This is a genomic window from Syntrophales bacterium (genome assembly GCA_023229765.1).
GTDB lineage: Bacteria > Desulfobacterota > Syntrophia > Syntrophales > UBA5619 > DYTH01.
The window spans coordinates 46,305-67,563 of sequence record JALNYO010000020.1; the positions used below are offsets into that span (position 1 = coordinate 46,305).

A 21,259-nucleotide genomic window follows, 5' to 3' on the forward strand; every position below is an offset into this window, starting at 1 on the left:
ACAATAAACCGGCAGGATTATAAAAAATGAAAAGGGTTATTAATTTAGGACTTATCGGTTTTGGCACAATAGGTACAGGTGTAATCAAGCTGCTCCAGAAAAACGGCGAACTGATCGCCGGACGACTTGGCGCGGAGATTCGACTGAAGAGAATAGCGGATCTCGACATCACCACCCCCCGGGGGGTCGATATCCCGGAGGGTATTCTGACAACAAAAGCAGACGACATCCTCAATGACCCGGAAATCGACATTGTCATCGAGCTGATGGGTGGATACGAGCCGGCCCGCACCTTTATCCTGAAGGCGATGGACAACAAAAAACACATTTGCACAGCAAATAAGGCGCTTTTGGCGACTTATGGGGACGATATTTTCCGGAGTGCGCATAGAAACGGTGTCAATATCGGCTTTGAGCCCAGCGTGGGCGGCACGATCCCGGTCATCAAAACGATCAAGGAGAGTCTGATCGGCAACCGGATCGAATCGATCATGGCGATTGTCAACGGAACGTCAAACTTTATCCTCAGCAAAATGACCGATGAGGGCGGTTCCTTTGAGACTGTCCTTAAAGAAGCGCAGACACTTGGCTTTGCAGAAGCCAATCCGACCTTTGACATCGAAGGAGTGGATGCCGCGCACAAGCTTGCCATTCTTCTTTCCCTTTCCTATGGGAAGAGGGTGTGCCTTGAAGATCTGCACAGGGAAGGGATAGCGAGTATTGGCGAACAGGATATCGCTTTTGCCAGGGAGCTCGGCTATCGGATAAAATTGCTTGCTATCGCCATCCGGAGGGGTGAATTAATCGAGGCGAGACTACACCCGACGATGGTTCCGTTTGGTCACCTTCTTGCCAATGTCAACAGCAATTTCAACGCCTTTCATATCATAGGCGATGCAGCTGATTCCGTGTTTCTCTATGGCCAGGGGGCGGGTATGATGCCGACGGCGAGCGCCGTTATCAGCGACGTGGTCGATATCGCCCGGGATATCATCAAGGGGAGCGCGGGACGGGTTCCGCCCCGGGTCTTTGACGAAGAAAAAATAAGCGATATCAATCTTTTGCCCTTTGAAGAGATTATCACCAATTATTATTTTCGTTTTTCAGTTGCCGACCGACCGGGTGTCCTTTCCCGCATCTCCGGCATCCTCGGACAGAACAACATCAGCATTGCTGTGGTGATCCAAAAGGGACGAAGGCAGAATGGCGCCGTTCCAATTGTAATGACTACCTACAAAGCCAAGGAGCGTCATGTCCAAAAGGCTCTTGCGGAGATTGATACGCTTGATGTCGTGATGGGAAAAACCATGCTGATTAGAATTGAGGATGATAAACTTTCATGAAATACATAGTGTTACTGGGAGACGGGATGGCAGATTACCCCATTGACTCCCTGCAAGGGAAAACCCCGCTCGAATACGCCTACACCCCCAATATGGACAGGATCGCAGCGGAGGGAACGTTGAGCCTGATCGACACAATTCCCTTGGGGCTTGCCCCCGGAAGCGATGTGGCGAATCTTGCCGTCCTCGGTTATGATTCCCGTGTCTTTTATTCGGGAAGGGCGCCGCTCGAGGCGGCCAATATGGGGGTCCAGCTTGCGTCGGAGGATGTCGCCTTTCGTTGCAATCTTGTGACATTAAGCGACTCTGCGGAGCCGGTTATGGAGGATTTTACTGCCGGCCATATCTCCTCTGCGGAGGCGGCACCCATTATAAATGATTTGAACGCTGCGCTGGGCTCGGAACAGTTCCGGTTTCATCCCGGCGTCGGGTATCGGCACCTGTTGGTGTGGCACGGAGGAGAGCCTGGCATGAAGACGACTCCGCCTCACGACATCACCGGCCAAAAGGTTGCGCCGTATCTGCCCAGCGGGGAGGGCGCTCTGGAGATATCCCGTCTGATGAAGCTATCCCAGGAGTTTCTTGCCGATTACCCGCTTAACCGGGAACGACTAGCGAAGGGGCTGAAACCAGTAACGTCTATCTGGCTTTGGGGGCAGGGGAGGGCGCCCCTGATTCAAAAAATGACGGAGAGATTTCAAATTACAGGCGGGATGATATCCGCCGTTGATCTGCTGAACGGAATCGGGGTTTATGCCGGGCTCGAGGTCCTCAAAGTCAAGGGGGCAACCGGCTACACCGATACCAATTATGTCGGCAAGGCCGAAATGGCATTGTCTGCGCTCCAGAATCTCGATTTTGTCTTTCTCCACGTCGAATCCCCTGACGAGATGGGGCACGAAGGAAATCTCAGTGGGAAGATAATGGCGATTGAGGATTTCGATAAGAAGGTTGTTGGTACAATCCTTGACGGGATTCCCCTGCTTGGTGAATACCGGGTTGCCGTTTTAAGCGACCATCGGACTCCGATTGCGCTAAAAACCCATATTGCCGATCCGAGCCCACTGGCGTTTCTCTCTTCCCGACCCGGTGAAAATCAGGGCCGGGGAGTTTCGTTTGGGGAAACCAGCGCTCATAATTCCGGCAACATGGTATCGCCCGGATATAGATTCATGGAACATTTTATCGGTGGTTTGGAGAGGCTCTTTGAATAGAAGCCCGCTGAAAATTAGAGTCATTTACGCGGACACCGATGCGATGGGTATTGTCTATCACACCAATTACATCCGCTGGTTCGAAATAGGAAGAACCGAGCTTTTTCGCGATCTTGGGATTGTTTATAAGGACCTTGAAGCATCAGGATGCAATCTGCCCGTAACCCAGGCCTACTGTCATTACCACCTGCCTGCCCGCTATGATGATCTGGTTCTTTTGGAAACCGAGATAGACTTTATTAAGCGGGCCAGTATTAAATTTACCCACAAGATATGGGACGAAGCGCATATCAATTTGCTGACCGAGGGCTATACTGTGCATGCCTGCACCGACCGCACCGGAAAAATTATCCGCATGCCGGCCATAATAACCGACAAACTCAGAACATTTGTTAATAATCCGCATTAACACGGATATCTTTTAAACGATTAATCACGCCGTAAAGGAGAGAATTGAAAATAATGACAAATAAGTTAGAAAAAAAAGAACTCGAAGAACCTGACAAGCTCACTATTTTATTCACTAAAATAAGATCATTTGTCGAAACCCACCGGAGTAAAATATATCTTGGAGCAGGGATAGCGGTCGTCATCTTTCTCATTGCCGGCGGCTTTTATCTCTATCAGGCAAATTACGAAAACAGAGCAGCCGGATTTTACAATGGGATATTGACGGCCCAAATGAAAGCGGGTTCCCCCGCCGGCGACGAAGCATTGACGAAAGGATTGAAGGAACTACTCTCCAAATATCCGCGGAGCAATGCCGCTTCTCTCGGTCACTATCGCCTGGGGAATTTATATTACAACCGTCGCGCTTATGATGAGGCGGAGGCCTCCTATCATGCGTTTATCAAAAGCGCTTCTTCCGATAACGATTTAATCGCCCTTGCCTATAATGGTTTGGGCGCATGCGCAGAACAAAAAAAAGACCTTAAAAAGGCCCTGGAATTTTATGATCTGGCGATGAAAACGAAGGCCGGTTCATCGTTTGAAAGTATAAATTACTCAAATATTGCGAGAATTTACGAGGAATTGAAGGATAACAAGAAGGCCGTTGAGTTCTATCAGAAGGCGCTTTTGAAAACAACTGATCCGGCGAGGAGCATCTTGATAAAAAGAAAGCTGTCGCTATTGAGTTGATTTTGACGTCTTCTTTTTAAAAGGTGAAATTTATGACGGAAGATTACTATAAGACGCTGGGTATAGAAAAAGGGGTTGATCAGGAAGAGGTAAAGAAGGCCTACCGGAAACTGGCGATGAAGTATCATCCCGACAAAAACCCCAATAACCGCGAGGCGGAAGAAAAATTTAAGAAAATCAGCGAGGCGTACGCCGTGTTAAGCGACGCTGAAAAGCGCAAGCAGTACGATACCTATGGCTCTGATCAGTTCAGTCAGCGCTACAGTCAGGAAGACATCTTCCGCAATGTGGATCTCAATGAGATCTTGAAGGGTTTTGGATTTGGCGGTATGGGCGGCGGGTTTCGCAGTACCGGCAGGCGGGGCGGCTTCAGTTTTCAAACGGGAGGAGGAGCCTACGATGATCGCTTCAGAGGGGGACAATCCGCTTACTCTGTGCCGCAAAAAGGGGAGGACTTGCATTACAATCTTTCCATTACGCTCGAAGAGGCTGTTGCGGGTGCGGAAAAACAGATTTCCCTCCGCAGTGAAAACGGGATCAATGAAATAACGGTAAAAATTCCCGCCGGCATCAATACCGGCAAGAAGCTGCGGCTCTCCGGAAAAGGCTACCCGGGAACAAACAACGGTTCCAATGGCGATTTATACCTGAACATTAATGTACTTCCTCATCCGCTGTTCGCCCGGGATGGAAATGACATATACATTGAAAAAACGATATCATTCACCCAGGCTGCTTTGGGAGGCAGCATCGAAGTCCCGACGATCGATGGTTCTGTTAAAAGGCTTAAAGTTCCGTCAGGGACGCAGTGCGGCGCCAAGATCCGTCTGAAGGGTTTGGGAATTCCCCCCCTCAAAGGATCTGGCACAGCGCATGGAGACCAGTTTGTAAAGATCAACATTGAGGTTCCCAGAAAGCTTTCCGCAAGCCAGACGAGTTTGATCAAAAAACTGGCTGAGGAAGGGATTTGATTAATTGCCTATAAGATATGTTATGTAAACTTAAGCCGATACATTTTAAAATCAGACCCCTTTTGACGTTTTACGCGGTTGGGAATGTAGCTACTCCGGTTGATTAGACAGACTAGCCCCTGAGTAGTTACAAATAAAGTGCAATAAGACTGATAATCGGAAGGATTATGTTTCCAGCATAGTGATATCGCCGATCGCCCCGAGATGTTCCCCGACAATTATCACTATCCCCAGCACGCCGCCTATTTTCATTCCTTGCTCAAGAACCGCCTTGATATCCCTTACAGATTTCACCATATTGCCGACTGCGGTTGCTGCTGCGTCGGCAAGGGCTGCCGATTTGGCCTTCACACAACAGACGTCCGCTTTGCCAAAGCTTAGCGAGTGTCCCACCGTTCCCGACGAGGTGCAGATGCCAATGGGCATCTCTTCTTGTTTTATATGAATTGCCACACGCTCGCTTAGTGGAGATTCTCCTGCGAAAATTCCGATTTGTATGTCACTTGCTGTATCAGCGTAGATGTCTCCGCCGTTTTCTATTATTACATTGCGCGAGTATTTTCTAAGCTCTCTTCCCACATATTCCGCTATTGTGCCGGCGACTGCCGCCATCGGGCCTACCCCTGCCTCCCTTGAGGCTTGCAGCATTTCGCTTACCGGCGATGGAGGCATTATCTCAAAATTAATCGGTTTCAGAGAGGTTAGAAAATCAGGATGGTCTTTTATGCATGCCTCAATTATCTGGCGGGCTTTGTATAATGAAGTCAGGGATTCTTGTGCAAGGTCGTAGTCAGCACTGACAAATATATCAGACTCTTCAATACTTACATTAAATACTTTAAGGTTGTTCTTTACTATGTTGTTACGATAAGCGCGAATAAGATAATCTGCCGGTTTTTTCTCCATGGCATCAAACCCTCATCCCCGGCGACAACTGATAGTTATTTCCCGCTATCCGCCTAAACACATACAGACTATCCACCTGTGCAGTTACCAAATTCGCTATACAAACTGCAGTGAACCGGCGCCCAGTATCCGTTCCGCTTCCGATCTCAGCGGTACGGAAAGATCGAGCTTCATATCCTCGCCCAAGTATATCAAGGTTTCGCACCTTGGCTCGACCAGCTTGATATATCCATCCAGCTTTCCCGAGTAGCGTTGGAGGCAGTGAAAGAGGGTTTCGATATCATCGGGAACGGTCTGTCTCATGTCAACCGTGAAATAGGCCGCGCTGTAGGATTTTTCCGCGGCTTCAGTCAGCAGTGTTACCTCGGAGGCGATCACCTTCACATTCTCTTCCCCGGCGTCAATGACTCCCTTGATCAGCAGCGGCGCGTCGCCGTGCAGAAGTTGATAGCTGTTTTTATATGTTTCCGGGAAAACAATTATGTCAACCGAACCTTTCAAATCCTCCAAGAGGATGTAAGCCATCGTCTCTTTGCGCTTTGTCTGAACGTCGCGGATGCTGCTGACGATTCCGGCTATCATCACCGCCTCGCGATCCGTTTTGGATCTCAGATTCGCTGAATCAGCCGTTACGATCATCCCGAGCCGTTCCTTGTAAGGTGAAAGGGGGTGGCCGCTGATATAGAAACCGATCGTCTCCTTTTCATAGGCGAGCAGATCCTTATGTTCCCATTCTGCCATTTCAGGAAGCGAGTTTTCTTTTTTTAAATTTATATTACCTGTAGTTGACGCTCTTTCTTCAAGTTGATCAAGAAGGTTTGTCTGATTGCTGTTTTTCTCCTTATGGCGCTTCTGCGCCTTCTCCATAATCTCTTCATAGAAGGTCATTAACTGGTTCCGGTTATTTCCAGTTGAATCAAACGCCCCGCACTTGATCAGGCTTTCGATAACCCTTTTATTGATCTTGCGGGGATCGATGCGATCGCAAAAATCAAAAAACGACGTAAACGGGCCGCTCTCATCTCTTGACTCGATTACCGAATCGACAGCGCCGGCCCCAACATTTTTCACCGCCGCAAGGCCAAACCGAACGTGGTCTCCGGCGACGCTGAAGTCTCTCATTGACTCATTTATGTCCGGCGGGAGGACATTTATCCCCATCTCCCGGCAACTGCTGATATGACTTATGATCTTGTCGCGGTTATCCTTTTCGCTGGTTAAAAGCGCCGCGACAAATTCCGCCGGATAATGGGCCTTGACGTAGGCGGTTTGATAGGTGACTATCGCGTACGCTGTACTGTGCGATTTATTGAATCCATATTTCCCGAAGGTCTCCATCTGCTCCCATATTTTGAGGGCCTTTGCTTCGGGAATATTTTTACTCTTTGCTCCCGCGATGAACTTTGGCTTTTCCCGGTTTTCCATCTCATCGGTCTTCTTTTTGCTCATGACCTTGCGAAGCGTGTCGGCCTCAGAGAGTTTGTAGTTTCCGATGGCTACGGCGATCTGCATCACCTGTTCCTGATAGACGATAATGCCGTAAGTTTCTTTGAGAATTGCCTCCAGTTCGGGGGTTTCGTAAACGATTCTGGTTCGGCCCTGCTTCCTGGCGATAAACTCCGGAATATTTTCCATTGGGCCGGGACGATAAAGGGCGATCAACGCGATTACGTCTTCAATGCAGTCCGGCTTCATCCGGATCAGCATATCCTTCATGCCGGAGCTTTCTAACTGAAAAACGCCATCGGTGTCCCCGCGCATCAGAAGCTCATACGTTGGGCGGTCATCAAGAGGAAGGTTGTCGATATCGATCGCCACTCCCCTTCCCTCTTTCGCGAAACGAACGGCGTCACTGATAACGGTAAGTGTTTTCAGGCCCAGAAAATCGAATTTCGTAAGCCCCACATCCGCCACTTCATTCATCGCAAACTGGGTAAAAACAATGTCTTCTTTCAGGCTTTTGGCAAGCGGGATTCTTTCTACAAGGGGGATGTCGGAGACTACCACCCCTGCCGCATGGATCGATGCATGGCGGTTCAGTCCCTCTAAAGTTTTTGAAAAATCCAGTAGCTTTTTAACCTGCGGATTGTTTTTCTCTTCATCCTGAAGGCGTTTTTCGGATTTAATTGCATCCGCAAGTTTGATATTGAGAACGTTGGGGATTAATTTGGCAATCTTGTCAACCTCGCCATAAGGCATGCCCATCGCCCTGCCAACATCCCGGATAACGGCTCTGGCCTGCATTTTCCCAAAGGTAATGATTTTCGAAACCTTGTCCGCACCGTATTTATCCGTCACATAATTGAATATCTGTTCCCTGCCTTCCGGGGCGAAATCGGTGTCGATATCGGGCATGGTGACCCTGTCCGGGTTGAGAAACCTCTCGAAAAAAAGGTTGTAACGGATTGGATCGACCTTAGTAATTCCGGTAGCTAAGGCAACCAGGCTGCCGGCGGCGGAGCCTCTTCCCGGTCCCACCGGAATGTTTTTTTCTCGCGCCTTTTCGATAAAATCGGCAACGATCAGAAAGTATCCCGGGAAACCCATTGTCCGGATCATCTCCAGCTCCTGTTCGAGCCTTTTTTCGTATGTTTCCCGGAGATTTTCCCTGCCGTCGCGAAGCAGATTCGGGAGAAGAGCCGCGAGTCCTGCACGCGCCTTTTGCTCCAGCCTGCCGTCTAACGTTTCGTCTGTGCCCACCTCCAGCGTCGGGAGATAAAACTTCCCGAATTCGAAGGAAATATTGCATCTGTCTGCTATTTTTCCTGTATTTTCAATGGCATCTGGGCAATAATTAAAGAGCCGCTTCATCTCTTCCGGGGAGCGGAAGTAGAACTGATCAGTGGAAAAACGCATCCGCTCAACATCTCGCAGTGTTTTGCCGGTTTGTATGCACAGGAGCACTTCTTGCGCCTCGGCGTCCTCCCGGTTGAGGTAATGGCAGTCGCAGGTGGCGACAAGCGGGATAGAATACTTGCGGCTCAGCTCAATCAAACCCTCGTTTGCCTGCTTCTGTTCGGGAATGCCGTTTTCCATGATTTCGAGAAAGAAATTCCCTTCGCCGAAAATGTCACGGTACTCCAGAGCCTGCCTGCCTGCCTCGTCCATATTTCCGTTAAGGATGGCTGAAGCGATTTCCCCATGAAGACAGGCGCTCATGCCGATGAGCCCTTCGTGATACTCGCGGAGAATCTCCTTATCTATCCGCGGCTTGTAGTAAAAACCCTCAAGAAACGCCAATGTAGATAATTTCATCAGGTTCTTGTATCCCTGCAGATTGGAGGCAAGAACGATCAGATGGTAGGCGTTTTCCCCCGGTCCAGAGCCGGCCCGATCGGTGCGTTTGTGCGGCGCCACGTACAGTTCGCAGCCGATGATCGGCTTTACCCCATGTTTAGTGGCCTGTTTATAGAAATCGATCGTACCGTAGATATTACCGTGATCGGTCATTGCCACGGCCGGCATTCCGTACTCTTTTGCCTTCTGGAAAAGGTCGTCGAGACGGATCATCCCATCGAGCAGGCTGTAATGCGTGTGGACGTGCAGATGCACAAAATCGGAGAATCCCATTGCTCAATCCAGCCAGTAGTTGGGCGCTTCTTTGGTTATGATGACGTCGTGCACATGACTTTCCCGAAGCCCCGCCGTGGTAATTTTCACAAATCTGGCCTTCTGGTGCAATTCGCTTATCGTGCGGCAGCCGACATAGCCCATGCCCGCCTTTATCCCTCCGAGCAACTGGTGGATGCCGGCAGAGATGGAACCGCGATAGGGTACCCGTCCTTCTATTCCCTCCGGCACAAGCTTCGAGTTGCTCTCCAGATCATCCTGATAGTAGCGATCCTTGCTTCCCATTTTCATGGCCTCCAAGGAGCCCATCCCGCGATATACCTTATAACTGCGCCCCTGAAAAAGCACTGTCTCGCCAGGGCTTTCCTCGGTTCCCGCAAAAAAGCTCCCAATCATTACCGTTTGTGCGCCTGCCGCAAGCGCCTTGACGATATCGCCGGAATACTTGATCCCTCCATCGGCAATAATCGGAATATTGTGCTCCTTGCCAATCTTGTAGGCGTCGCGAATCGCGCTCATCTGGGGAACGCCCACCCCGGCTATTATTCTTGTGGTGCAGATGGACCCGGGGCCGACCCCGACCTTGACGGCGTCAACCCCGGCTTTTATCAGAGCCAGGGCGCCCTCGGAGGTGGCGATGTTTCCGGCAATAAGTTCGCATTGGGGGAAATTTCTCTTCGTATCCCGAACGGCATCCAGAACACCGGAAGAGTGGCCATGCGAGGTATCTATTACGATTACGTCTGCCCCGGCTGCCAGGAGCGCGGCAATCCGCTCTTCGCGATCAACGATGCCGACCGCAGCCCCGACCCGCAGTCTTCCCAGCGGATCCTTGCAGGCAAGCGGATATTTTTTTATCTTTTCGATATCCTTGATCGTAATCAGACCTTTGAGATTGTAGTTTTCATCAACGACAAGGAGTTTTTCAATGCGGTGTTTATGGAGGAGTTTTTTCGAATCCTCCAGGGAAATATTGGTGGAGGGAACCGTTACCAGATTCTCCTTCGTCATGACATCGGCAACGGATTGGTCAAGATCGGTTTCAAAGCGTAAATCGCGGTTCGTCAAAATACCGACCAGCACCTTGTTTTTAACAACTGGAACGCCGGATATCCGGTATTGATTCATCAGCGCCAAGGCATCCCTGACCTTACGCCCCGGTTCAATGGTAATCGGATCGACAATCATTCCGCTTTCCGACTTCTTAACCTTGTCAACCTCGATAACCTGTCTTTCGATGCTCATGTTTCTGTGGATGATTCCGATTCCCCCCTCCTGGGCCAGACTGATCGCCGTTCTGGATTCGGTGACGGTATCCATCGCCGCGCTGATTATCGGGATATTAAGCCTGATATTATTTGTTAAAAATGTTGCGCCATCAATATCCCGCGGCAGAACGTTCGATTCCGCCGGAATCAGCAACAGATCATCAAACGTATATGCATCAAGTACGGTATCATCTAACATAAGACCTCCAGTTTATTAAAAAAATCGTTTGCTGTCCAAAAGCATTGTGACCGGTCCGTCATTGGCTATTACGACCGTCATCATGGCCTGAAATTCTCCCTCGGCGACAAACCGCACTTGTTTTTTTGCCTGAGACACCAGGTGGTCATACAGGGGGCGCGCCTGCTCCGGTCGTTCGGCATTTGTGAAGGAGGGTCTTCTGCCCTTCCGACAATCGCCAAGCAGCGTAAACTGGGAAACAACGAGCAGCTCGGCATCCATGTCGAGCAGCGAAAGGTTCATTTTCCCCGTTTCGTCCTCAAAGATGCGGAGGTTAATGATTTTTTCCAGAAGATAATCCGCGTCAGCTTCGCTGTCGCCCAGCTCAATGCCGAGAAATACTAATATTCCCTTCCCTATTTCCGATATTAATCGATTACTTACAGTTACACTTGCCGATTCAACTCTTTGCAATACCGCCCGCATAGCATCCACCTTTTCAGCACGCTGATGCTATCAATAATCAGTTCGCTCTTCAAGCTATTTTTCTGAACTTGGATGTGAAAGAGGTGTCAAACCTACACTATTGACAAAATAGCAGCTTTAAGATGCGGGACTAACGGAATTTTTCAAAGCGGAGGCGAAAGATGAAGCCGTAATCGGCAGAAATATAAAAAGTGTAGGTTTGGCACCTATACAAGACGGCGCCTTTGGGGGCGCCGTCTTGTATGCCAAAACCAGGATGTTTATCAGTCCTTGAATTCCAGCCGGCTGGCAACCAGCTTCCCCCCGATGAGGGCGCCGCTCACCGACACCATCCGGCCCCTGCCCATGTCTGCGGCACTGCCGTTTACAAACTTTACGTCGCTGCCGCTGGCATCGACCATCTGGCCGGCCACCATGAAGTTCGCACTCGAAGTAAAGCCATTCATTGAACCCAACGCCCCAACCATCTCTGCATTGCTGTGTTGAATCTCGATCCGGCTCGCCACCATTATGCCGCCAAGTAAACGTGCCGTGACATGGACCCGGACCCCATTAGCCATGTCGTGCTGCAGGCCATTCTCGAATGCGGTGTCGTCTCCATAGAAGATTGTCGCGCCATTCATCTTGAAACTCGACTCGGTCATATTCAATCCATAAAGCGCACCCTCGACATGCGCCGAAATAAGGCCGCCTGCGGGGATGATGCGGACTTCACTCGCCGCCAGAACTCCATTCACGAAGCTACCGCGCACCAAAACTCTTTTGCCAACGGCAAAGTTCTCCTTCGGTGCGTCGCTGCCGTCGGCATTGGTGATTTTTGTCGCGGCATTGATCTGCATTGCCAGATTGATGTTTGCCAATGTGAAGGCGCCACTTTCGGCGTCATAGCTCGAAACCGTGCCGGGAAAGGTGCGGTTCTCATTATCCCTGCCGTTCGTCATCACGGTGACAAACTCGACCGAACTCGCATTCACCACGCCGCCATTGATAGTGCCTTCGATTCTGACCATGACGCCATCCGCCAGATTGTCTGCGTCGCCGCCTGTAAATGCAATGTCCACCGCAGAAGCATCAACAGTAACGCCGCGCAGCTTGAAACTGGAGAGTGAGAGAAAATCGGTGACCGCGCCCGTCAGTCTGACCGTGGCATCAGTCCTCTCCTTAACGAAGTATATCTGATTCGCCGCAACCTGTCCCGCTTCCCATGCGCCTGTTACCCGAACCAGGCTCCCGTTTGCCAGATCAGCGGCAGAGCCGTTAGCAAAAACAGCCTTGCTCGCATCCACGGTTACATCGCCCAGACTGAATGTGAGCGGCGTCAGCACGATTCCGCTGATGCGGCCGCCGAGACTCACGCTGCTGCCGTCAACAAGCTGTGTGGTTTTGATACGAACCGCCTTGGCGACCAGTGTGTTGTCGGAGACTGCCGTATCGGACCAGACGGCAACGCGTTGTCCCACCGCCAGCGTCGAACCAACGGGAAGCAGCGTTGCGCTACCATAGTTGACTGTGAGCGCCGCGATCGTGAAGGTCTTGGCCGTCAAATCGAGATTGGAGAGCGTGCCTGCAACCCGAACGCCCACGGTGCTATTTGGATCCCTACGTTCGACGCGTGTCGCAATGATGTTGCCTGAGGCATCCCGGCTGCCATGCACTTCGACTAAATCCCCAATTATCAAATCCGCAAGACTGTTCGCGCCTTCGAACACTGTCGGCGCCGCCACGTCACCTGATACCTTGACGGTTTGCCCCGCTACCGTGAAACCATCGCTTGCAATGGCGATGATCGTGCCAAGGACTTCTGATTGTATGCTCAGTCTGGTGATGCGGCCCTGGCCGTCGAGCATGGTTTCGACATTCATACCCAGTCTGACCGAGGTAGTGGTAGCTGCCGCCAGCATATTTGGATTGATCTCCTGATTTACTTGAGCAATCGAGTCGTCATGGCTGACACCGTCGATAATAATGCTGCCAAAACCGGTTACCGTACCCGCAGAGTAGGCGGAGACAGAGCTGCCGGCACCGGTTGCGCTACTCCCTCCACCGCCACACCCGGCAAGCAAAAAAACGATTAACGACAAATAAATTAGCGTTATAGCGACAACTGTCCGTTTCCTGAAATCTTTCATACATTCCTCCTTCATAATTTTCTCGTTTTTCACTGCACGCAGCAGTGTAATTTAATCGCCGCTCTCAATGAGACCCAATAGATCAGAGACCATTCAAGGAAGACCCCATACCGACAGCGGCGCCGCCTTTCATTTTCATGCTTTCCAGCAAATCCACCTTCCCGGCCTGGATAATATTGTTTTTGATGGTTCCGTCCACCTTGACTCTAACTCCCGCCTTAATTAGCTGCCCGTCTGTAAATATGGTTGCGCCATCCAACCCAACCCTCTGCAGACCAAACTGGGTAATAATTGTAAAACCGCTGATCGCCTGGTCTGCGTAATAGAGAGTGTCGATGAAACCTTCACAAGAAATAGTGCTGTTCTCGCTGAGTTCGGGACTCTTTTTTTCAATGACATCAGCCAGCAGAACGGTGGATGATGCAAGATGGCCCTTTACATCAACAATATCACCTGCCTGGATTCCTCCATGTCCGAATTTGACGAGCATAGCCATGCTGTAGTCAACAGTGAGGGCATTAATCTTGAAAGTGGCGGCGGTAGGGGCGCTGATCCGCCCGCTGACTTCAAACTGGCGCCCAATGGGCTTCAGGCTAATTCTCGTAGCGATGATCTTGCCATCGGCATCGGCCAAACCACTGATTTCTACCATATCGTTAGCGGCAAGATCGGCCAACTCCAGGTTATTGCCCGGTAAACCAGCAATAATGGTTTGCGCATCGACCAAAACGGTCTGGCCCATAATTTCCAGGACGCTCCTGTTAAGGTCAATACTGCTGATCGGTCCCGCAGCGTTGTTGCTAAAGATGACCCTGTCGGCTTTGCCGGTTTTGCCGTCGGCATTTACCGTACCTTCAACTTGCACAACCATGCCTACATACAGTTCCTTTTCATTACTGTTAACGCCATTGATGGTGACGGCTGCGTCGGTCGTTTGAAACTCGACGCCGTTTACAAAAATGCTGCCCAGTGCGGTAATCGGGCCGACGCTGGTATTCCCGGTGCCGCCGATTCCGCCACCCGCCAGAAGGTCTCCCCCGCCGCCACAGGAGACGATGCCCGAAAGTAAAAAAAACAGAGGCAGGAACAGCCGTGATTTTTTTAATAACAATGTTATTTTATCTTTAAGAGATTGTTCGCCCTGCATCTATTTTCTCCTTTTTCTTGAGTGGGAATGTTTTCAATATCTTCTTCAAAATAGTAAATCCCCAATCCAACACGTTTGCGGCCGCTACCCTGCACGTCGGGGCTGACATCCCGGTCCCGGGCCGCCAGCCATTTATCCAAATTTTCAAGAAGAGCTTGAGATTCTTCAGAACTAACAATTTTGAACTGCTCCAGAAACTCCGCCGGGATGTTGTCATACGATACCTTGCGCTGGAAAAATGGGGAGCTGTTTTTTGAGTTCAGATTGTGGTTAATTGTTGTAATCAGATCGGCCACATCCGCCCCGAGGATGTCCAGTTTTGCCTTTTTATCGTCACCCGGCAGATATGCGCGGGTCATTAGTTTGACTGAGCCGTCTTCCTGCAGCGCAACAGCTCCAATGTTGAGCAGCTCATCCAGAACTGCCCGGACCGGCATGTCGCCGCTGTATTTTTTTACCAGGACACTGAAAGAAACATCGCCTTCCAAAGCCAGATTCAATGGATTATTGTCATTGTCTGAAAACAGGGGATCGCGAATCCAGCCACTGATTACCCGGGTGGCGCGATTGTATCTCCCATGCGCCTCTTCATCTGCCGGAATATCAAGCTCACGCAATTTCTGCACTTCCTTACGCGACAATCCGGTAATAACTGAAACCCGAGATGATGTTTGCTTGCGGCGGGGAATGCCAAACTCCTTAAAGGCGATATCCACATATACCCACCGGGCCAGGTCGGAAAAGACGTGGTATGAAATGCCATTGGACAGCATTATATGGACCAGCGGCCGAAGCAGCTTCAGAATGGCATTGTTTAAGTTTTTAGCAATCGTCGAGTTCATGGTTTGGGAATATATTCCCAAATATTGACGATGTCAAGAATTATTTTGCAGGGAGTTATGACTGCTCTGAGGATATCGCAAGCAAAACGGTTTCATTTTTGTTGCGTTTAACGGATAGTTATGCTATCAGCGCCGGTCTTAAATTAATAAATGCTGGTGGGTTTTGCTTTATGGAGAAGATAAATTCCGTAAGAGGGTTCAGAGACATACTTCCTCCGGAAACGGAAAAATGGCGGAGGGTTGAAGAAACGGCGCACGAGGTTTTCCGCACGTTCGGCTTCCGGGAGATTCGGGTTCCGCTGCTCGAAAAAACGGAACTATTCCGCCGCGGCATCGGGGAGTCAACCGATATCGTGGAAAAAGAGATGTACACCTTTACCGACCGCGGCGAGGAATCCCTCACGCTGCGTCCGGAGGCGACCGCTTCCGTTATTCGCGCCTATCTCGAGCACTCCCTCCATGCCGCGGAAAGCGTGACAAAGCTCTACACGATCGGCCCCATGTTCCGACGGGAAAGGCCACAAAAGGGGCGGTACCGCCAGTTTCACCAGATTGATACGGAAATTCTCGGCCCGGACGACCCGCGCACCGATGCGGAACTCATTTTGATGCTTACGCATTTTCTTGACAAACTGGGTCTTCAGAATATTTCTCTGGAGATCAATTCCCTCGGCTGCCCCAATTGCCGCCCGACTTTTCAGCAGGCGATCGTCTCTTTTCTTCAGGGGCGGGAAAAGGAACTCTGCCCCGACTGCCAGCGCCGCCTGACCACCAACCCCCTGCGGGTCTTTGACTGTAAAGTGGAAAGCTGCGCCAAAATCATCGCCGAAGCCCCGACGCTGCCCGATTTTCTCTGCGCCGATTGCCGGGATCATTTTGCAACGCTTCAGGAAGCGCTCTCCCTTTTCGCATTGCCGTTCAAGCTGAATCCGAAGATGGTGCGGGGCCTTGATTATTACACCAGGACAACGTTTGAAATCACTACGGAATTTCTTGGGGCACAGAACGCCGTTGTCGGCGGCGGCCGCTATGACCACCTTGTCCGGGATCTCGGCGGGCCCGATATCCCCGGGATCGGTTTCGCGATCGGTTTTGAACGGCTGGTCGCGATGATTCCGGAAAAGGAAGAGGCAAATGCGCCCCTCCTTTTTATAGCGGCTGTCGGCGAAGATGCATTAAAGAAGGCCTTTTTCATCTGCAACCGTCTCCGGATGGAGGGACTGCAGATCGAGATGGACTATTCCGGCCGAAGTCTGAAGAGCCAGATGAAGAAGGCCGACAAGCTCAAATGCCGCTACGCGCTGATTCTCGGCGAACGGGAAATCGCAGAGAAGAAGGCCTCTGTGCGCAATATGCAAACGGGCGTACAACAGGAAGCGAGCCTGGATATTTTGGAAGAAACAATCATTAAATTAGAGAGGTAGATACTTTGTCGGATTTTTTGATGCGATATAAACGGACGCATTACTGCGGCGATTTGAACGAGACGCATGCCGGGGCGGAGGTTGTCCTGATGGGCTGGGCCCATCGGCGGCGCGATCACGGGGGCGTCATCTTTATTGACCTGCGAGACCGTGAAGGGCTGACTCAGGTTGTCTTCAACCCGGAAACCAACGAGGCCTGTCACCAGGAGGCGGGACGAATCCGCAGTGAATTTGTCCTGGCAATCCATGGAAAAGTTCGCCGGCGCCCGGAGGGAATGGAGAATCCCGATCTGAAAACAGGAAAGATTGAGGTGATCGCCGACGAACTCGAAATCCTCAACGAGTCGAGAACGCCCCCCTTCGTCCTGGATCAGACGTCAGAGATTTCGGAGAACGTTCGTCTCAAGTACCGTTATATCGACCTCCGCCGTCCGGAGATGCAGAAAAACCTTATCCTGCGCAGTCGCGTCGCGATGGCAACGCGGGAATATTTCAGTCGCGATGGATTTATTGAAATCGAAACCCCGTTTCTGACCAAGAGCACGCCAGAGGGGGCGCGGGACTACCTTGTTCCCAGCCGGGTCAATCAGGGGATGTTTTACGCCCTGCCCCAGTCGCCCCAACTCTTCAAGCAGTTGTTGATGGTTTCTGGATTTGACAAGTATTTCCAGATCGTTAAGTGCTTCCGAGATGAGGACCTCCGGGCTGATCGTCAGCCGGAATTCACCCAGATCGACGTGGAGATGTCCTTTATCACGGAGGAACAAATCATCAGTTTGATCGAGGGGTTGATTGTTCACCTCTTCAGCTCCTGCCTGGGACGAACTCTCCCCCTCCCCTTCCCCCGCATTTCCTATCAGGACGCGATGAGCCGCTTCGGCAAGGATAATCCCGATCTGCGCTTCGGCATGGAGATGAGGGACTTGACCGATATCCTCAGGAATTCGGGGCTGAAGCTCTTTTCCGATATAGCCGCCGGCGGGGGTGTAATCAAGGCGATCATGGTTGACGACGGGAAGGGCCTCTCCCGCAAGGATCTCGATGAGTTGAAGGAGTTTGTAGGCAGATATGGGGCAGGAGGACTGGCCTGGGCGCGGGTGACTGCGGAGGGCTGGACCTCGCCGATCTTCAAATTCCTGACAGCCCAGGAGGTAGCGTCCATAAACACAAGAATGGAAGCCGCAGAGGGCGCCGTCATCCTCTTTGTCGCCGACTCGCCGGGCGTTGTCCGCGACTCGCTCGGCAACCTGCGCGTCCATCTGGCTAAGAAGCTCGGCTTGATCGATCCCGATGCCCTCGCCTTTACCTGGGTTACCGACTTTCCCCTTTTTGAATACAGCGACACCGAAAAAAGATTCATGGCCACGCACCATCCCTTTACCGCTCCGGTTGCCGAGGATATGCAGTACATCGAGACGGACCCGGGCAAGGTTCGTGCCCGCGCCTATGATCTGGTGCTGAATGGCTCCGAGATCGGCGGGGGAAGCATCCGAATTCACCAGAAAGATGTCCAATCCGTAATCTTCAAGGCGCTGGGACTGAGCGAGGAAAACGCCCGTTCCAAATTCGGATTTCTCCTTGATGCGCTCGAGTTCGGAGCCCCTCCCCACGGCGGGATCGCCTTCGGGCTTGACCGTCTGGTGATGCTGATGACCGGCGCGGAATCGATCCGGGATGTTATCGCCTTTCCCAAAACGCAAAAGGCAACCTGTCTCTTGACAGAAGCTCCGTCTCATGTCAGTATAGAACAACTTATGGAACTCTCCTTAAAGATTGTTTCGTGATCTTATTTAACGGTTCTTCGGCACTGCGGGTTTTTTTATGAATTGCAAATATTTTATTATTGCAGTGAACACTGACGGAAAACAGCGTCTTGAACAAAACGTTGCCGGCAGGATGATGCCGGCGCTCTTTTTTCCCGCCTCCAGTTAACGACAAAGGAGAAGGGGAGCAGAGGGCGCCTTAAGAAAGGGCGCCTTTTTTATTTGGCGCCGTGGTGCTGGATCAACTTTACAGAGAAAAAGGGGTGAAAAATGGCTAAATGGAATAAAGACAGAAGGGTTTTGGAGCACGAGCATACCAATTTCTGGAAATTCGACCTGAAGGATGTTGCAGAGCCGAATCTGCAGAAGGATGTTTTTCCCTACAGCGAGGTATGTCGGATAGATTTTGACAACAAGATATTGCCGATCAACCCCGCAGAGGATATCTTCATAACCGACACCACGTTTCGCGACGGCCAGCAGGCGCGCCCCCCCTATACGGTAAAGCAGATCGTCGATCTCTATTCTTTGATGAGCAAACTGGGAGGGCCAAACGGAGTTATCCGCCAGTCTGAGTTTTTCCTCTACAGCGCGAAAGACCGCGAGGCTGTAGATAAATGCCGCGATCTCGGTTTGCAATTTCCGGAAATCACCGGCTGGATTCGGGCCGCCGCGGATGACGTTCAACTTGTCAAGGATATGGGGCTGAAGGAAACCGGCATCCTGGCCTCGGTTTCTGACTATCACATCTTTCTCAAGCTGAACAAAAACAGACGGCAGGCCCTGGACGACTATCTGGCCGTAGTCAGGTCCATTCTCGATGCGGGAATAATCCCACGCTGCCATTTCGAGGACATAACCCGTGCAGACATCTATGGTTTCGCAGTCCCTTTTGCTATAGAACTAATGAAACTCCGTGAGGAAAGCGGCATAGACATCAAGGTGCGGCTCTGCGACACGATGGGATATGGCGTCTCCTATCCGGGCGCCTCATTGCCCCGCAGCGTTGACAAGCTCGTCCGCGCCTTTATCGAAGATGCCGGCGTTCCCGGACATCTGCTGGAATGGCACGGCCACAACGATTTTCACAAGGGGCTGATCAACGCCTCCCATGCTTGGCTATATGGCTGCAGCGGCGCGAACGGTGCGCTCCTGGGGATGGGTGAACGTACTGGCAACTCTCCCGTGGAGGGGTTGATCATCGAATACATCTCCTTAAAAGGAGAGACGAATGACATAGATACTACAGCGATTACCGATATCGCCAACTATTTTGAAAAGGAGATCGGCGTTAGAATCCCGTCGAACTACCCGTTTGTGGGTTCCGATTTCAATGTGACCAGGGCCGGAGTCCACATTGACGGCTTGATTAAAAACGAAGAGATTTACAACATCTTCGATACCGCAACCCTGCTGAAACGGCCAATCATGCCGATGGTTACAGACAAATCCGGCAAGGCAGGGATTGCTTTCTGGATAAACTCCCATTTCGGATTGAAGGGAGAAAGTGCTGTCGATAAACGCCACCCCGGCGTTTCCCGCATCCATAAATGGGTTACCGATGAATACGAATCGGGCCGGGTGACGAGCATCTCCAATGAAGAACTGGTAAGGCGCGTGCAGAAATACATTCCTGAACTCTTCATGTCCGAACTGGAAAAGATCAAACATATTGCCTCGCAAACGGCGGTTGCGGTTGTCAATCAAGTCATTGAACATCCCGACATGAAAACCATGAAACCAGAGCTTCAGGAACCGGCGATGCAGCAGTTTATCGAGGAAAATCCGTCGATTCAGTTTGCCTACGTCGTCGATATGAACGGTCGGAAGACGACCAGGAACATTACCAATATCGCCGATCGTGCCAAATACGAAAATTACGGCGTCGGGACCGACCAGTCCGATCGCGAATGGTTCATCAAGCCCCTGCAGACGGGAAAAATCCATGTCACCAATTTCTATATCTCCAAGATGACGGGGGCATTGTGCATAACGGTTTCCTCCCCGATTGTCGATGAGAATGACGAGATGGTGGGAATTTTCGGCGTTGATATCAAATTTGAGGATTGGGTAAAAAGGGTGGAGGATATCGCCGAGGCTACCCAGATTGCCTTGCGAGAGGAATACGAGGCAAAATCAAAATCGGATCGCTGGATGTAAAAAAGTCATCGGCGGTCGGCTATCAGGTTTCAGTCGACCGCCGGTCTGGTTTAAAAGTCCTCGACCTGCCATCTCTCATAGGGCAGATCCTTGGCGTTTCGCGAGTAGGGAGAAAGTTCCATAATAAAACGGGAGGGGCTGACCGGCATATTTCCCATCCCCCGCGAATAGTCGGTAAGCGGATAGCTCAGATATAACTGGTCCTTGGCGCGGGTTGCCGCCACATAAAAAAGCCGTCTTTCCTCTTCTTCCCCACCCTCATCCTTCAGCGCCCGGGCCAGCGGCATCATCCCCTCGCTGCACCAGATCATCAGAACCGCCCGCCATTCCAAACCCTTTGCCTGGTGGATGGACGACAGGACAACGCGATCCTGCAGCGTTGTCTCATTCTCGGCGTCATCGTCGTTGACACTGGTCAACAGGGCAAGTTCACTTAAGAAATCCTCCGGCGAGGAAAAGCGCGAGGAAAAATTCATGAACTGCAGCAGGTCTTCCTCGCGGGATGCCGCATCGGTACGGGTCTCCCTGAGAAGATCGATGTACCCGTTTTTAATGATTGATTCTATAAGCATAGGCGGAGCCCCTCCCCTTGCGGCGTTGACAGCCCGAAAGGTTTCGAGAAAACGTCCAAGCCCGGGGGCAGCCGAACGGGGCGCCGCCTTCTTGAAATCGTCTGTCAGAACCGCCGCCAGGGGATCCGCCTGCCCGTTAATAAATC

The 21,259-nt window shown here is 51.2% G+C and carries 16 protein-coding genes and 1 pseudogene; 9 read left to right on the top strand and 8 right to left on the bottom strand.

Features of this window, described 5'->3' with window-relative positions:
- The first annotated feature begins 26 nt into the window (after positions 1–26).
- From M0P74_11545 to M0P74_11570, 6 genes and pseudogenes are all read left to right on the top strand, one after another.
- Positions 27–1,343 carry a homoserine dehydrogenase gene (locus tag M0P74_11545; GenBank protein MCK9364214.1) on the top strand — a complete coding sequence of 439 codons (1,317 nt, stop codon included), beginning with the start codon at positions 27–29 and terminating at the stop codon, positions 1,341–1,343.
- Entirely contained in the window at positions 1,340–2,557 is a 1,218-nt protein-coding gene (locus tag M0P74_11550) for a cofactor-independent phosphoglycerate mutase (protein MCK9364215.1), read from the top strand. The genes M0P74_11545 and M0P74_11550 overlap by 4 nt, the downstream gene beginning before the upstream one ends.
- Positions 2,550–2,966: an acyl-CoA thioesterase gene (locus M0P74_11555; protein MCK9364216.1), complete on the top strand. Its 417-nt coding sequence runs from the start codon at positions 2,550–2,552 to the stop codon at positions 2,964–2,966. Before M0P74_11550 ends, M0P74_11555 begins: the two co-directional genes overlap by 8 nt.
- Positions 2,967–3,019: 53 nt before the next feature.
- The gene (locus tag M0P74_11560; GenBank protein MCK9364217.1) at positions 3,020–3,697 is read left to right on the top strand and encodes a tetratricopeptide repeat protein; all 678 of its coding nucleotides are present in this window, start codon (positions 3,020–3,022) and stop codon (positions 3,695–3,697) included.
- Positions 3,698–3,786: 89 nt separating this feature from the next.
- Positions 3,787–3,927 (top strand): annotated as a pseudogene (locus tag M0P74_11565) (DnaJ domain-containing protein).
- A 99-nt stretch (positions 3,928–4,026) separates the two neighbouring features.
- Positions 4,027–4,668 (top strand): HSP40/DnaJ peptide-binding protein, encoded by a 642-nt coding sequence (locus M0P74_11570; GenBank protein ID MCK9364218.1) that lies wholly within the window; start codon positions 4,027–4,029, stop codon positions 4,666–4,668.
- 165 nt (positions 4,669–4,833) lie between these two features.
- Here M0P74_11570 and M0P74_11575 read toward each other — a convergent pair whose 3' ends face one another.
- The 7 genes from M0P74_11575 to M0P74_11605 form a co-directional block, all read right to left on the bottom strand.
- The gene (locus M0P74_11575; protein MCK9364219.1) at positions 4,834–5,574 is read right to left on the bottom strand and encodes a UPF0280 family protein; all 741 of its coding nucleotides are present in this window, start codon (positions 5,572–5,574) and stop codon (positions 4,834–4,836) included.
- A 96-nt stretch (positions 5,575–5,670) separates the two neighbouring features.
- Complete coding sequence (locus M0P74_11580) at positions 5,671–9,144, bottom strand: DNA polymerase III subunit alpha (protein ID MCK9364220.1); 3,474 nt, start codon at positions 9,142–9,144, stop codon at positions 5,671–5,673.
- Between the two features lie 3 nt (positions 9,145–9,147).
- Positions 9,148–10,611: an IMP dehydrogenase gene (guaB, locus tag M0P74_11585; protein MCK9364221.1), complete on the bottom strand. Its 1,464-nt coding sequence runs from the start codon at positions 10,609–10,611 to the stop codon at positions 9,148–9,150.
- Positions 10,612–10,626: 15 nt separating this feature from the next.
- Positions 10,627–11,076: a D-aminoacyl-tRNA deacylase gene (gene dtd, locus M0P74_11590; GenBank protein MCK9364222.1), complete on the bottom strand. Its 450-nt coding sequence runs from the start codon at positions 11,074–11,076 to the stop codon at positions 10,627–10,629.
- 263 nt (positions 11,077–11,339) lie between these two features.
- A complete protein-coding gene (locus tag M0P74_11595; protein MCK9364223.1) occupies positions 11,340–13,205 on the bottom strand; it encodes a DUF5666 domain-containing protein in 1,866 nt (621 codons plus the stop codon).
- 82 nt (positions 13,206–13,287) lie between these two features.
- Positions 13,288–14,352: a DUF5666 domain-containing protein gene (locus M0P74_11600; GenBank protein ID MCK9364224.1), complete on the bottom strand. Its 1,065-nt coding sequence runs from the start codon at positions 14,350–14,352 to the stop codon at positions 13,288–13,290.
- Complete coding sequence (locus tag M0P74_11605; GenBank protein MCK9364225.1) at positions 14,319–15,194, bottom strand: DUF6502 family protein; 876 nt, start codon at positions 15,192–15,194, stop codon at positions 14,319–14,321. Before M0P74_11605 ends, M0P74_11600 begins: the two co-directional genes overlap by 34 nt.
- A 170-nt stretch (positions 15,195–15,364) precedes the next feature.
- Between M0P74_11605 and hisS the strand changes: the two genes are divergently transcribed.
- The 3 genes from hisS to M0P74_11620 all read left to right on the top strand — a co-directional run bounded on the left by hisS (position 15,365) and on the right by M0P74_11620 (position 20,541).
- The gene (gene hisS / locus M0P74_11610; protein MCK9364226.1) at positions 15,365–16,618 is read left to right on the top strand and encodes a histidine--tRNA ligase; all 1,254 of its coding nucleotides are present in this window, start codon (positions 15,365–15,367) and stop codon (positions 16,616–16,618) included.
- Positions 16,619–16,638: 20 nt separating this feature from the next.
- Complete coding sequence (gene aspS / locus M0P74_11615) at positions 16,639–18,402, top strand: aspartate--tRNA ligase (protein ID MCK9364227.1); 1,764 nt, start codon at positions 16,639–16,641, stop codon at positions 18,400–18,402.
- Positions 18,403–18,651: 249 nt separating this feature from the next.
- A complete protein-coding gene (locus tag M0P74_11620; GenBank protein ID MCK9364228.1) occupies positions 18,652–20,541 on the top strand; it encodes a histone-lysine N-methyltransferase in 1,890 nt (629 codons plus the stop codon).
- A gap of 50 nt (positions 20,542–20,591) precedes the next feature.
- On the opposite strand, the gene M0P74_11625 is transcribed toward M0P74_11620, so the two are convergent.
- A partial coding sequence (locus M0P74_11625; protein ID MCK9364229.1) for an ATP-binding domain-containing protein occupies positions 20,592–21,259 on the bottom strand: 668 nt, incomplete at its 5' end.